The organism is Streptomyces sp. NPDC051963 (assembly GCF_044593495.1).
Classification (GTDB): Bacteria; Actinomycetota; Actinomycetes; order Streptomycetales; family Streptomycetaceae; genus Streptomyces.
This window is the reverse complement of record NZ_JBIUCC010000024.1, coordinates 1-13,663: the sequence shown is the minus strand read 5'-3', so window position 1 is coordinate 13,663 and position 13,663 is coordinate 1. Positions and strand designations below refer to the sequence as shown.

The 13,663-nt window shown below is 69.3% G+C and carries 13 protein-coding genes and 1 pseudogene; 12 read left to right on the top strand and 2 right to left on the bottom strand.

Annotated elements, in window-relative coordinates:
• Nucleotides 1-291 (top strand): annotated as a pseudogene (locus ACIHFB_RS45720) (IS630 family transposase); the annotation flags it as partial.
• A gap of 60 nt (nt 292-351) precedes the next feature.
• On the opposite strand, the gene ACIHFB_RS45715 reads toward ACIHFB_RS45720, so the two are convergent.
• Nucleotides 352-984, bottom strand: a complete 633-nt coding sequence (locus ACIHFB_RS45715) for a DUF6368 family protein (protein WP_365288648.1) — start codon at nt 982-984, stop codon at nt 352-354.
• Between the two features lie 266 nt (nt 985-1,250).
• Between ACIHFB_RS45715 and ACIHFB_RS45710 the strand changes: the two genes are divergently transcribed.
• The 11 genes from ACIHFB_RS45710 (at nt 1,251) to ACIHFB_RS45660 (ending at nt 12,126) form a co-directional block, all read left to right on the top strand.
• Nucleotides 1,251-2,015, top strand: a complete 765-nt coding sequence (locus tag ACIHFB_RS45710) for a class I SAM-dependent methyltransferase (protein ID WP_400130007.1) — start codon at nt 1,251-1,253, stop codon at nt 2,013-2,015.
• Between the two features lie 476 nt (nt 2,016-2,491).
• Nucleotides 2,492-3,367 carry an ABC transporter ATP-binding protein gene (locus ACIHFB_RS45705; protein WP_400130004.1) on the top strand — a complete coding sequence of 292 codons (876 nt, stop codon included), beginning with the start codon at nt 2,492-2,494 and terminating at the stop codon, nt 3,365-3,367.
• Nucleotides 3,364-4,161: an ABC transporter permease gene (locus tag ACIHFB_RS45700; protein ID WP_400130002.1), complete on the top strand. Its 798-nt coding sequence runs from the start codon at nt 3,364-3,366 to the stop codon at nt 4,159-4,161. The genes ACIHFB_RS45705 and ACIHFB_RS45700 overlap by 4 nt, the downstream gene beginning before the upstream one ends.
• Nucleotides 4,162-4,589: 428 nt before the next feature.
• Complete coding sequence (gene proC / locus ACIHFB_RS45695) at nt 4,590-5,399, top strand: pyrroline-5-carboxylate reductase (RefSeq protein ID WP_365288641.1); 810 nt, start codon at nt 4,590-4,592, stop codon at nt 5,397-5,399.
• A 246-nt stretch (nt 5,400-5,645) separates the two neighbouring features.
• Nucleotides 5,646-6,752: a Gfo/Idh/MocA family protein gene (locus tag ACIHFB_RS45690; RefSeq protein WP_400129999.1), complete on the top strand. Its 1,107-nt coding sequence runs from the start codon at nt 5,646-5,648 to the stop codon at nt 6,750-6,752.
• Entirely contained in the window at nt 6,749-7,687 is a 939-nt protein-coding gene (locus ACIHFB_RS45685) for a PmoA family protein (RefSeq protein WP_400129997.1), read from the top strand. The genes ACIHFB_RS45690 and ACIHFB_RS45685 overlap by 4 nt, the downstream gene beginning before the upstream one ends.
• The gene (locus ACIHFB_RS45680; RefSeq protein ID WP_365288635.1) at nt 7,681-8,406 is read left to right on the top strand and encodes a cupin; all 726 of its coding nucleotides are present in this window, start codon (nt 7,681-7,683) and stop codon (nt 8,404-8,406) included. The genes ACIHFB_RS45685 and ACIHFB_RS45680 overlap by 7 nt, the downstream gene beginning before the upstream one ends.
• 48 nt (nt 8,407-8,454) lie before the next feature.
• On the top strand, nt 8,455-9,738 hold the full coding sequence (locus ACIHFB_RS45675; protein ID WP_400129994.1) for an ABC transporter substrate-binding protein: 1,284 nt from the start codon (nt 8,455-8,457) through the stop codon (nt 9,736-9,738).
• Nucleotides 9,735-10,673 carry a sugar ABC transporter permease gene (locus tag ACIHFB_RS45670; RefSeq protein WP_365288631.1) on the top strand — a complete coding sequence of 313 codons (939 nt, stop codon included), beginning with the start codon at nt 9,735-9,737 and terminating at the stop codon, nt 10,671-10,673. The genes ACIHFB_RS45675 and ACIHFB_RS45670 overlap by 4 nt, the downstream gene beginning before the upstream one ends.
• Nucleotides 10,670-11,533 (top strand): carbohydrate ABC transporter permease, encoded by an 864-nt coding sequence (locus ACIHFB_RS45665; RefSeq protein WP_365288629.1) that lies wholly within the window; start codon nt 10,670-10,672, stop codon nt 11,531-11,533. The genes ACIHFB_RS45670 and ACIHFB_RS45665 overlap by 4 nt, the downstream gene beginning before the upstream one ends.
• Nucleotides 11,530-12,126, top strand: coding sequence for a hypothetical protein (locus ACIHFB_RS45660; RefSeq protein ID WP_400129990.1), 597 nt, complete (start codon nt 11,530-11,532; stop codon nt 12,124-12,126). Before ACIHFB_RS45665 ends, ACIHFB_RS45660 begins: the two co-directional genes overlap by 4 nt.
• 18 nt (nt 12,127-12,144) lie before the next feature.
• Here ACIHFB_RS45660 and trpS read toward each other — a convergent pair whose 3' ends face one another.
• Entirely contained in the window at nt 12,145-13,143 is a 999-nt protein-coding gene (trpS, locus tag ACIHFB_RS45655) for a tryptophan--tRNA ligase (RefSeq protein ID WP_400129988.1), read from the bottom strand.
• Nucleotides 13,144-13,663 lie beyond the last annotated feature (520 nt).

Genomic DNA, 13,663 nt, shown 5'->3' with positions numbered 1-13,663 from the left:
GACATCCGCCGCTGGGCGAAGAAACACAAGGTCGAGCTGTGCTTCACCCCGACCTACGCCTCCTGGGCGAACCCGATCGAGGCGCACTTCGGACCGCTGCGACAGTTCACGATCTCCAACCCAAACCACCCCAACCACACCGTGCAGACCCGGGCTCTGCACGCCTACCTCCACTGGCGCAACGCCAACGCACGCCACCGCGACGTCCTGGCCGCAGAACGCAAGGAACGCGCCCGCATCCGCAGCGAGAAAGGCATCCGCTGGGGCGGCCGACCCGCTCTCGCCGCATGATCAGGCAACCTGGCGAACGTCCCCGGTCACAGCAGCACCTCCGCCGCTGATCTGTCTGGGCTACTTGACCAGCCGGAAGGCGGGGTGCCCAACCCAGGCCCGCAGGAACTCCGCCGTTCCCAGCGCCATCCAGTCGTCGTCCGCGATCCCCAATACCCCCGGAAGGCCGGCGACGACCGACGCCTGTCCGTCCAGCAACTCGGCATTGGCCACGCCCCCGATGACGTCCATGACAGCGGCGGTCAGCAGGGCCGTGGCCACGTGGTCGATCGCGCGATTACAGCAGGCGCTGACATTGACGGCATGGGTCGGCCTGAAGCCGAGGATGGCCTCCACCTCGGGCTCGTCCGCATGCTCAGCCTCGAAAATGCTCTCATCGCCGACACCCGGCCCCATCAAGTAGACCAGGAAGGGCCGACACCAGTCCTCGCGCTGCGGATTGAAGCCCACCAGGGCCGTGAGCCCCTCGTCCGCGGAGCGGTTGCCGAGGAGTGGAAGCGGGAACGGCTTTCGCCAGTCCTCCTCTTGCCTGTCCTCGACACCCAGTCGCTCTGCGGGCACGTTGACGTCGAAGAACCCGGGCCGCTTCTCGTCGAAGTGGGAGGAGAGCCCCACCATCAACGCGCGGAACTCCCCCAGCGCAGCCGGGGAGAGTGGCTCCGCCAACTCGATCACCAACGTTGGACCAGACATGCTGGGAGCCTAGTTTGATCAGGCTCCGCGACCGCTCAAATTCTTCCCACACCGAGTCCAGCCGGTCCGAGCACCGACGCCGCCACCCCGGCGAACCTATGCGGTCAGAGCACTAGCGGCCCTCAGACCGACTGAGGGAGCCACTGATCCCGGTCGGCGAACGACCGACACCTCAAGCAGGTCAAGCAGGTCAAGCAGGCAGGCAACCCACCTCCTCTTACCGGAATCTCACCGCTCCCACCCCCACCTCCGTCCACCATGTCCGTATGACGGCTTCCTCCCACTCCACCCGTGCCCTCTCCTTCAACGCCGCCGCAGCCCAGTACGCAGCCAACCGCCCCTCCTACCCGCCCGCCCTGTTCGACACGATCGAGGAACTCGCCGCCCGCCCCCTCAACGGCGCCCGCGTAGCGGACATCGGTGCCGGCACCGGCATTGCGACCGCCCTCCTGCACGCCCGCGGCGCGGACGTCATCGCCGTGGAACCCGGCGACGGCATGGCGGCCCAGTTCCACCGCACCAACCCCGGCATCCCTCTCGTCCGAGGCACGGGCAACGCCCTCCCCCTGGCCACCGCCTCCGTCGACTTCCTCACCTACGCCCAGGCATGGCACTGGACCGACCCGGACCACTCGGTTCCGGAGACGCTCCGCGTCCTGCGTCCGGGCGGCGCACTGGCCCTCTGGTGGAACACGTATGCCCTGGACGTCCCCTGGATCGCCGCCCAGTCCAAGCGCATCCAGCACGCCTTCGGCACCGACCCCGTCGTCGAGACGAACGGTGCCAGCACCCGCGCCGCCGACCCCTCCGGCCGCCTCGACTTCGCCCGCCGCGCGGTCCGCTGGAGCCGCCGCGTCCCCGTCGACACCCACCTGGCCAACATCGGCAGTCACTCGATCTTCCTGGTCCAGAGCGACGGGCCCCGCACCGCGTTCCTCACCGAGGAAAAGAGGCACCTCCTGAGCCTCTTCCCCCACGGAACCGTCGAAGAGACCTACGACGTGGACCTCCTGGTCGCCGTCCACGCCTGACCTCCCACAGCGCAGCACCTGGTGGCGGCGCTGTCGGCACTGTCGGCGTTGAGCGGGCGCGGAGCCGGGAGACGCGGACCGGAGTTGGGCGGGCGCCGAGCGGGAAGGCACGGACCGGGGTTGCGGGACCGCCAATGCGAAGCACCCAAACCGGAGCCCGCGCCGACGATCACCCCACCCGCGGACCCACCCGGGCCCTCTCCGGCCTCGCCGCCAGGCACCCCTCTCCTGCCTCGGCTTCCCCGGGCGGACCCCGTCTGGCCTCGACGGCTGTCGGTCCGACCCTTGCCCCCGGCCCCTTCCGGCCTCGACACCCTCCCGCCCCCCTCTCCCGCGTCACCGCACACCCTCACCAGCCGGTCACCACAAGCCCCCGTCCGCCGGTCACCGCAAGCCCCCGCCTCCCCGCCCCCCAGGGTCACCGTCCGCCCCCACCCACCTTGACGCCCACCCCCGACAAGAGCATTATTCACCGCATGATGAATTATGCGCCGGACCCACCGAACCCACCGAACCCACCAAGCCAGACGGACTCCCCGACCCCGCCGACCCTGCCGATCCCACCCACGCCGACGGAGTCGACCACCATCCGAGCCGCCGACCTCACCGTCGTCCGCGGCCCCCGCACAGTCCTGCGCGGCCTCGACTTCACGGTCCCGCCCGGCCAGATCACCGGCCTGCTGGGCCCGTCGGGATGCGGCAAATCGACCCTCATGCGCGCGATCGTCGGCACGCAGGCCAAGGCCACCGGCACGCTGGAGGTCCTGGGGCGCCCGGCCGGCCACCCCACCCTCCGCAGTCGTATCGGCTACGTCACCCAGGCCCCGTCGGTCTACGACGACCTCACCGTCCGCCAGAACCTGGCCTACTTCGCGGCGATCCTGAACCCGGGCCGCGCGGCCGTCGACCGCCGCCGCGCCGACGTCACCCGGGCCATCGCCGACGTCGACCTGACCGGCCACGCCGACGCCCTGGCCGGCAACCTCTCCGGCGGCCAGCGCAGCCGGGTCTCCCTCGCCGTGGCCCTCCTCGGCACCCCCGAACTCCTGGTCCTGGACGAACCGACGGTAGGGCTGGACCCGGTGCTCCGCCGCGACCTCTGGAACCTCTTCCACTCCATCGCGTCGACCCGCGGAGCGACGCTCCTCATCTCCTCCCACGTCATGGACGAGGCCGAGCGCTGTCACCGCCTGCTGCTCATGCGCGAGGGCGAGATCCTCGCCGACGACACCCCGGACGCCCTCCGTACCCGTACCGGATCCGAGACGGTCGAGGCCGCCTTCCTGCACCTGGTGGACGAGGCGATCGCGACCGCCCGCACGACCGCCGGTACGAAGGAGACGACTCGATGAGTACGACGATGACGACCGCCCCGACCGGCTCCCCGACCGGCGCTCCGACCAGCGCTTTGAACATCTCCCGCACCACCGCCACCGCGGCCCGCGTCCTCGGCCAGCTCCGTCACGACCCCCGCACGATCGCGCTGATGATCCTCATCCCGTGCGTGATGCTGTTCCTGCTGCGCTACGTCTTCGACGGCAGCCCACGGACGTTCGACAACATCGGGGCGTCACTCCTGGGGATCTTCCCCCTGATCACGATGTTCCTGGTCACGTCGATCGCCACACTCCGCGAACGCACCTCGGGCACCCTGGAACGCCTCCTCGCCATGCCCCTCGGCAAGGGCGACCTGATCGCGGGCTACGCCCTGGCCTTCGGCGCACTGGCCATCATCCAGTCGGCCCTGGCGACGGGCCTGGCGGTCTGGTTCTTGGGCCTGGACGTCACCGGCTCCCCCTGGCTCCTGCTCCTGGTCGCCCTGCTCGACGCACTCCTCGGCACGGCCCTCGGCCTCTTCGTCTCGGCCTTCGCGGCCTCCGAATTCCAGGCGGTCCAGTTCATGCCGGCAGTGATCTTCCCCCAATTGCTCCTCTGCGGCCTCTTCACCCCCCGCTCCGAGATGCACCCCGTCCTGGAAGCCATCTCCAACGTCCTCCCCATGTCCTACGCCGTCGACGGCATGAACGAGGTCCTCAAGCACACGGACATGACAGCCGCCTTCGTCCGCGACGCCCTCATCGTGGCCGCCTGCGCCCTCCTGGTCCTGACCTTGGGCGCCGCAACCCTCCGCCGCCGAACACCCTGACAACCAGCCCCCCCCCACGCACCCCCACAGGCGCGAACCTCCAACACAGGCCTGCAAAACTTCAGCCCGACCGACGTTCCCGCAGCACTTCAGCCCCACCGACGTTCCCGCAGCACTTCAGCTCTCCGGCGTTCCCGCATCACTTCAGCCCCCGCACGGCGTTCCCCCATCAATTCAGCCTCCCGGCGTTCCCCCATCAATTCAGCCCCTCCGGCGTTTGAGGAGCGGGGGTCCAGGGGGCAGACCCCCTGGCGGGGTCGAAGGGGCGGAGCCCCTTCAGGACGGGACGGGTAGGGGCGGCGGGGGCGAGAACACCCAACGCCCACCCAGCGCAGCCAACGTCCCGCCCACCGGACACCACCCCCCCACCCCCACCCCCAGTGCGAGGATGACCCCGGACGACAAACCCCCCGGAGGGCACCCCAGCCATGACCCAGAAAGTCGCAGTCCTAGGCACCGGCAAAATCGGCGAAGCCCTGCTCAGCGGAATGATCCGAGCCGGCTGGACCCCGGCCGACCTCCTGGTCACCGCCCGCCGCCGCGAACGAGCCGAAGAACTCCGCACCCGCTACGGAGTCACCCCGGTCACCAACCCGGAAGCGGCCAAAACCGCCGACACCCTGATCCTCACGGTCAAGCCGCAGGACATGGGCACCCTCCTCGACGAACTCGCCCCCCACGTCCCCGCCGACCGCCTGGTCGTCAGCGGCGCGGCAGGCATCCCGACCTCCTTCTTCGAGGAGCGCCTGGCCACGGGCACCCCGGTCGTCCGCGTCATGACGAACACCCCCGCCCTGGTCGACGAGGCCATGTCCGTCATCTCCGCCGGCACCCACGCCAGCGAGGCCGACCTCGCCCACACCGAGGAGATCTTCGGTGCCGTCGGCAAGACGCTCCGCGTCCCCGAGTCCCAGCAGGACGCCTGCACGGCGCTCTCCGGCTCGGGACCCGCGTACTTCTTCTACCTGGTCGAGGCCATGACGGACGCCGGCATCCTCCTCGGCCTGCCCCGCGACAAGGCCCACGACCTGATCGTCCAGTCCGCGATCGGCGCCGCGACGATGCTCCGCGACAGCGGCGAACACCCGGTCAAGCTCCGCGAGAACGTCACGTCGCCCGCCGGCACGACCATCAACGCCATCCGCGAACTCGAGAGCCACGGCGTACGAGCCGCCCTCATCGCCGCCCTCGAAGCCGCCCGCGACCGCAGCCGCGAACTGGCCTCAGGCAACAACTGACCCACACGCTCCAAAAGGTGGCGCGCTGCCCCGGCGCGCCACCTTTTTCTGCCACCGGCGCCCTCCACCCGCGCCCCCACCCGCACCCTCCACCTCCCGCTTCCCACACGTCTCCACCCCCGCCCCCCACATGTTGGAAGTTGTTGATCGTTGTGCGGTGCACGGTCCTTGTCCTGATGTCATGTCTCTGCTTAGTGTCGACTCCAACAGAAAGCGCTTTCCCTCGCCTTTCCTGAGGTGCCCCCCATGCAATCCCGCTCCACCCCCACCCCCACCTCCCCCCTCCGCGCCGCAGTCGTCGGCACGGGAGCCATCGTCAGCGGCAGCCATCTCCCCGCTCTACGGGCCGACGCCGACCGCGTCGAACTCGTAGCCGCGGTGGACGTGGACGCCACCCGCCTCGCGGAATTCCAGAAGCTGGCCGGCGACGGTGTCACCGGATACCAGGACCTGACCGCGATGCTGGAGGCCGAGCGCCCCGACCTGGTCCTCATCGGCACCCCGCCCGCCCTCCACCAGCAGCAGACCCTCGCCGCCCTCAAGTCCGGCGCCTGGGCCCTGTGCGAGAAGCCGCTCACCCTCTCCCTCGCCGAGTACGACGAGCTCGCCGCCGCCGAGGAAGCCACCGGCGCCTACGCCTCCGTCGTCTTCCAGCACCGCTACGGCTCCGGCGCCGTCCACGCCCGCGACCTCATCCGGAGCGGCACCCTCGGCACCCCCCGCGTCGCCCACTGCCAGACCACCTGGCACCGCGACGCCGCCTACTTCGCCGTGCCGTGGCGCGGCCGCTGGGCCTCAGAGGGCGGCGGCCCCACCATGGGCCACGGCATCCATCAGTACGACCTCCTCCTGCACCTCCTCGGCGACTGGACCGAGATCCGCGCGATGGCGGCCCGCCTCGTCCACGACACCGAGAGCGAGGACGTCTCCACCGCCCTCGTCCGCTTCGACAACGGCGCCCTCGCCACCGTCGTCAACAGCGTCCTGTCACCCGACGAGGTCAGCCGCATCCGCATCGACTGCGACCGCGCCACCGTCGAACTCACCCATCTCTACGGCCACTCCAACACCGACTGGACCTACACCCCCGCTCCGGGCGCCACTTCCATTCCACCACCCGCCACTGACACTCCGAGTTCCCACACCGCCCAGCTCGGCGCGCTCCTCGACGCCCACGACCAGGGCGTACGCCCCCCGGGCAGTGGCCCCGAAGCCCGCCGCACCCTCGAATTCGCCGCCGCCCTCTACAAGTCGGCCTTCACCGGCGAGACGGTCCGGGCGGGTGAGATCGCGCCCGGCGACCCGTACTACTCCGCGATGCACGGCAACCACCCGGAATGGAGCCCCAAGTGACCGCCCCCCACATCCAGGTGACGCACGTCCACGGCGAGCGCATCAAGGTCGCGTCCGGTGACGTCCCGTTGATGGAGTACGTCTACAAGCCCGACCCCGATCCGTACGAAGCCCGCAAGCCGTACATCCACCCCCTGCGCACCCTCGCAGGACACCCGGTCTCCGGCTACCGCCCCAGCGACCACCGCTGGCACAAGGGCGTGCAGATGACCGCCAGCCACCTCTCCGGCCAGAACTTCTGGGGCGGCCACTCCTACGTCCACGGCGAGGGCTACCTCCCGCTGCACGACCGCGTCGGCTCCATGCGCCACGACGGCTTCGACACCTTCGACGTCGCCGACGACCGCCTCTCCTTCACCGAGCGCCTCACCTGGATCGAGAACCAGGGCACCGAATGGGCCCGCGAGACCCGCACGGTCACCCTCCACGGCGTCGACGAGGACTCCGGCTCCTGGGCCCTCGACTGGTCCATCCAGCTGACCAACACCCGCGCGGACGGCGAGCCCCTCACCTTCGGCTCCCCGACCACCGCCGGACGCGAGCAGGCCGGCTACACCGGACTGCACTGGCGCGGCCCCCGCGACTTCACCGGCGGCCGCGCCTTCGGCCCCGACGGCCCGGACGACCGGGACGCCTCCGACGACCTGATGGGCACGCAGTCCCCCTGGCTCGCCTTCACCGCCCAACACGACGACATCGACGGCCACTCCACCCTCGTCTTCGCCCACGCCCCCGAGAACGAGAACTCCATCCACCCCTCCCACTGGTTCGTCCGCTCCGAACCGATCCCGACGGTCTCCTTCTCCTGGGCGTTCCACGAGGAGTTCGCCCTTCCGCCGGGGGAGTCCTTCTCGTACCGCTACCGGATCCTCGTCGCCGACGGCGCCTGGGACACCGCCCGCGTGGCCGCCCGGCTGAAGGAGCTGACGTGGTGACCACCCCTCCGCTCCCCGGCGGTATCGCGCTCTCCCACCTCTCTCCCTACGACTGGCAGGCCGCCGACGGCGTCTGCGGCGGCAGCCCCCACCTGCACCTCGTCTGCACCGAGGCCTACGTCGTCACCGGCGGCACCGGCAGCGTGCAGACCCTCAGCCCCGACGGCTACCGCGAACTCCCGCTCCAGGCAGGCACGGTCGCCTGGTTCACCCCCGGCACCGTCCACCGCATGGTGCAGGGCGAGGACCTCCGTATCACCGTCCTGATGCAGAACAGCGGACTGCCCGAAGCCGGCGACGCCGTCTTCACCTTCCCCGCCGACTACCTGGACGACCCCGAGCGCTACGCCGCCGCGGCCACCCTCCCGGCCCTCGACAGCCCCGACATCGAGGCCGCCGCCCGCAAACGCCGCGACCTCGCCGTCGAGGGCTACCTCACCCTGCGCGAGTCGCTCCGCGCCGGCGACACCGCCCCGTACCGCGCCTTCCAGGAAGCCGCCGCCCGCCTGGTCGCCCCCAAGGCCGAGGTCTGGCGCGGCATCTGGGAACGCGGCGCCCTCGCCGCGGCCCAGCAGACCGGCACCCAACTCGACGCCCTCGCCTCCGGCACACCGGGCGACTACCTGTCCGCCGCCACCGCCCTGAGCACCGACCCCCTCCGCCTCGGCGGCTACGGCATGTGCGGCCGCCGCGACGAATACCGACTCCCCAGCGGCTGACCGCCCCGCATCCCCCCACATCCCTCCGAGAGGAGACGAGACGTCCCCATGCCCGGAAACAGGACAACGAGGTCCTGGGCCCTGGCCCTCACGCTCGCACTCAGTGCCCTCGGCACCGGCTGCAGCACAGGGTCGGACCAGGCAACCGGCGACAAAATCCTGCTGCGCTACACCTGGTGGGGCAACCCCGACCGGGCCGAACGCACCGACCAGGCCATCGACCTCTTCGAAAAACAACACCCCGACATCGAGATCCAGACCTCGTTCGCCGGATACGAGCCCTACAAGCAGAAGCTCGCCACCCAGGCCGCCGGCGGCGACGTCCCCGACGTGATGCAGCTCGACTACCGGATGATCGACCAGTACGCCTCAGGCGGCATACTCCTCGACCTCGGCAAGCAGCGATCCACCCTCAAAACAGGGGAGTTCGACCCGGGGCTGCTCGCCACCGGCAAGGTGGACGGAAAGCTGTACGCCATCCCGCAGGGCCGGGGCTCCGAGACCATGGTGTACGACACCACGCAGTGGAAGGCCGCCGGAGTCGTACTGCCCACAGCGGGCTGGACCTGGACCCAATGGGCCGACGCCATGCGCGAACTGGCCGAGAAGACCGGCAAGCCCGGCAGCACCGACCCCGGACAGAGCGAGGACGCCTTCGAGGTCTGGCTGCGCGGCCAGGGCAAGGCCCTGTACACCAAGGACAACCAACTCGGCTTCACCGCCGACGACCTCACGCGCTGGTGGACCTTCACCGACAAGCTACGGCGCGAGGGTGCCGTCTCCTCCGCCGAGCAGACGACACAGCTCGACGGCTCGGTCGAGAACACTCCGCTGGGCCGAGGCACGGCCTTCGCCGAGATGAACTGGGACGCCCCGGCCAGCGGTTACCTCGCCCTCATCCCCGGCGGGGTCTCGCTCGCCCCCATGCCGTCGAACGAGGACGGCACGCCCGGCCAGTACTTCAAACCCTCCATGTTCATGGGCGTCGCCGCCGACACCGGCCACCCCAAGGAATCCGCCCAGCTCGTCGACTTCATGCTCAACGACAGCGGGGCGGCGAAAATCCTCGGGGCGAGCCGCGGCATCCCGGTCAACGAGTCGATCCGCGACGAGATCTCCTCGGACCTCAAGGACTTCGACAAGACCATCTACGAGTACCAGGCCCCCTTCGAAGGCAAACTCAACGCCCCGCCCCAGGCGCCCCCTTCGGGAGACAGCGCCCTGCAGACCACCTTCCAGCGCGACTACGACCAGGTGTCGTACGAGCGGCTCTCCCCCCGCGAGGCGGCCGAGAACTACGTCACCGAGGCGAAGGCGGAGCTGAGGTCATGACCACCACACAGATACCGACAGCCGCACGCACACCAGCCGTTGACGCGCCGACCAAGCCGCGGCGACGCCGACGCGAGGGCGCCGCCTGGGTGTTCCTCTCGCCCTGGGTGCTCGGCGCCTGCGTACTGACGCTCCTCCCGATGGCCGTCTCGCTCTACCTCTCCTTCACCGACTACGACTTGTTCAACCCGCCCCAGTGGGTGGGCCTGCGCAACTACACGCAGATGTTCACCGAGGACCCGCGCTACTGGCGCTCGGTGGTCGCGACCCTGACATACGTGGTCATCGCCGTCCCGCTGCAACTGGGCCTGGCCCTCGCCGTGGCCCTCGCCCTGAAGAACATGAAGCGCGGCAAGGGCTTCTACCGCTCCGCCTTCTACGCTCCCTCCCTGCTCGGCACCTCGATGTCCATCGCCCTCGTGTGGCGGGCCATCTTCAACGACGGCGGCACGGTCGACAACCTCCTCGGCACCGGCGGCTGGGTCAACAAACCCGGCTGGGCACTCTTCGCCGTCGCCCTGCTGACCGTGTGGCAGTTCGGCGCACCCATGGTCATCTTCCTCGCCGGACTCCAGCAGATCCCCACGGAGCTGTACGAGGCGGCCTCGGTGGACGGGGCCAGCCGATGGCGGCAGTTCCTGTCCATCACCGTGCCGATGCTGTCCCCGGTGCTCTTCTTCAACCTGGTGCTCCAGACCATCCAGGCCTTCCAGGTCTTCACCCCCGCGTTCGCGGTGAGCGGGGGCAAGGGCGGCCCCGCCGACTCGACGCTCTTCTACACGCTCTATCTCTACGACCGGGGCTTCGTCGCCTCCCACATGGGCTACGCCTCCGCAATGGCGTGGGTACTGCTCCTCGTCATCGGCGCCGTCACCGCCGTACTGTTCCGCACCTCGCGATCCTGGGTCTTCTACGCGTCCGAGGGGGACCGATGACCACCTCAACCGTCGCCGTACGCAAGCCGATCGCCTGGCGTCGCATCGCCCTGCACCTCGGCTGTCTCGCCGCACTGCTCGTGATGCTGTACCCCCTGGCATGGCTGCTCGCGACCTCCGTCAAGCCCGCCAACGAGGTGATCGCCAGCCTCGACCTGCTGCCCAGCAGCCTGGAGTGGTCCAACTACACGACGGCCCTCGACGGCGTGAACGACGTCTCCGTGTGGCAGCTGCTCGGCAACTCCCTGTTCATCGCGGGCGGCGCGGTCGTCGGCAACGTACTCAGCTGCTCACTGGCCGCCTACGCCTTCGCCCGGCTGCGCTTCCGCTTCCGCGGCCCGCTCTTCGCCTTCATGATCGCGACGATCATGCTGCCCCACCACGCCGTGCTGATCCCGCAGTACATCATCTTCAACCAGCTCGGCATGGTGAACACCTACTGGCCGCTGATCCTCCCCAAGTTCCTTGCCACAGAGGCGTTCTTCGTCTTCCTCATCGTGCAGTTCATGCGAGGGCTGCCGCGCGAGCTGGAGGAGGCGGCACGGATCGACGGCTGCGGGCCCTTCAGGAGCTTCTTCCTGGTCATCCTGCCACTGACGCGACCCGCACTGATCACGACCGCGATCTTCACCTTCATCTGGACGTGGAACGACTTCTTCACCCAGCTGATCTATCTCTTCTCGCCCGAGAAGTTCACGCTCACGCTGGCGCTCCGGTCGTTCGTGGACGCCTCCAGCCAGTCCGCGTTCGGACCGATGTTCGCGATGTCGGTGATCGCCCTCCTCCCGATCGTCCTGTTCTTCCTCGCCTTCCAGCGCTTCCTCGTCGAGGGCATGGCCCACTCGGGAGTCAAGGGATGAGCGCCGCACCCCACCGCGAACCGGGCGAGATCTTCGGCCCGCGCACCACCCTGTTCGCCGACGTCCTCAGCATCGGTCTCGCCACCACCCTCTCCTCCCTCCCACTGATCACCGCACCGGCGGCCCTCTCCACGGCCTGCGCCGTCCTCAGAGGCGTGTCGAACGACGAACCGGCCACCGCCGGCCGGTACTTCGCCCTCCTGCGCCACCGTCTGCGCCCCGGCGACCTGCTGGCAGGCATCCTGGCCATAGCGGGCACCCTCCTGGTGGCAGCGGACCTCGCCCTCGCAGGCGCAGGCCTGCCAGGAGCACGGCTCTTCGCCATAGCGGCGATGACCGTCACGGCCATCGCCCTGACGGTCGCCCTGCGCGCCTGCTCCCGCCCCGAATCCGTATCCGACTGGCCCACGGCACTCCGCGCCGCCGCCACCGACACGGTCCGCGACCCCGCCGGCAGCGCCCTCGTCCTGCTGGCGGTGGCCACGGCAGCGCTCTGCGCCTGGATGATGCTCCCGCTCGCCTTCCTGGTCCCGGGCCCCCTCGCGCTGGCCCTCGCCGGGGTGGCAAGGCGAAGGGAGACAGCCGGAACCTAGGAGAGCACTCCACTTATCTCAGGCAGGCGACAGCAGCCCGATCGCGCGATAAGCGGCATCCACCATCGGCCGCGCCATCGCCCGTGCCTTCTCAGCCCCATCCCGCAGCACCCCCTCGACATGTCCAGGATCCGCGCACAACTCCTTGTGCCTCTCCTGTACGGGCCTGAGGAACTCCACCACGGCCTCCGCGGTGTCCCTCTTCAAGGCGCCATACGACTCATATACACCGCTCAAGGCTTCCGGGTTCCCATCCGTACAGGCCGCAAGGATCTCCAGCAGATTCGCGACGCCGGGCCGCCCCGCCCGGTCGTACACGACCTCCTGCCCGCTGTCGGTCACAGCCCGCATGACCTTCTTCCGCACCACGTCCGGCTCATCCAGCAGATAGACGATCCCCGGCCCGAAGTCGTCGCTCTTCCCCATCTTCGACGTCGGATCCTGGAGGTTCATCACCCGCGCACCCACCTTCGGACGCGTCGCCCGAGGCACCACGAACGTGTGCCCGTACCGCTGGTTGAACCGCACGGCCAGATCCCGCGTCAGCTCCACATGCTGAACCTGGTCATCCCCCACAGGCACCTCATCGGTCCCGTACGCCAGGATGTCCGCCGCCATCAGCACGGGATACGTCAGCAGCGACAGCCGCACACTCCCGCCCCGGTCCCGCTCACGCGCGGCCTTCTCCTTGTACTGGATCATCCGCCGCATCTCACCATCGGTGGCCACGCACTCCAGCAGATACGACAGCCGCGCATGCTCATCCACATGGCTCTGCACGAACACGGTGCACAGCGCCGGATCCAGCCCCGACGCCAGTAGCAGCGTCGCCGCCTGCCGACTGAGCCGCCGCACCCGCGCCGGATCGTGGTCCACGGTCAGCGCATGCAGGTCGACGATGCAGAACAGCGCATCAGCCTGATGCTGGTCGACCGCGGCCCACTGCCGCATGGCCCCCAGATAGTTCCCCAGCGTCAGATGCCCGGTCGGCTTGACCCCACTGAAGACCCGCGTCATCTCTCCACCTCCTGGTCGAGACCGCCGCACCCGGCCGGCCGACCCTCCCGGAGGGAGATACAAGAACGGCCGCCAAGGCGGCGGCCGTTGAATGCATACGTGAGCACGGCCGCCGTCAGGCGGCCCACCACAACTGGGTACACGTACGCGTCGTCATGCCCCTCAGGCTACGCCCCACAGGCCCGTCCGGACCGAAGTTGACACGCCCCGACCCGGTACGTAGTGTTCTCCGAGTTGTCCGACGTGAGCGCCGACTCCGGTCGGTCCCCGGACAGCCATTCCGTAGGTACCAACCACTACTCGACGAGCAGTGATCATTCTGCTGTCGCGTCATTGGTATGCGTATTTACGAAATGAGGAATCCGCGGTCGAAAGACCGCAGCCCCCGATTAGCTCGGGAGCCAGGAATCCGCTAAAGTCTCACTCGTCGGAACGGCCCAACGGCCGGGAAGACAAACCCCGCTGACTGGGGGTCAGGCCGAGAAAAGGATCTGATAGAGTCGGAAACGCAAGACCGAAG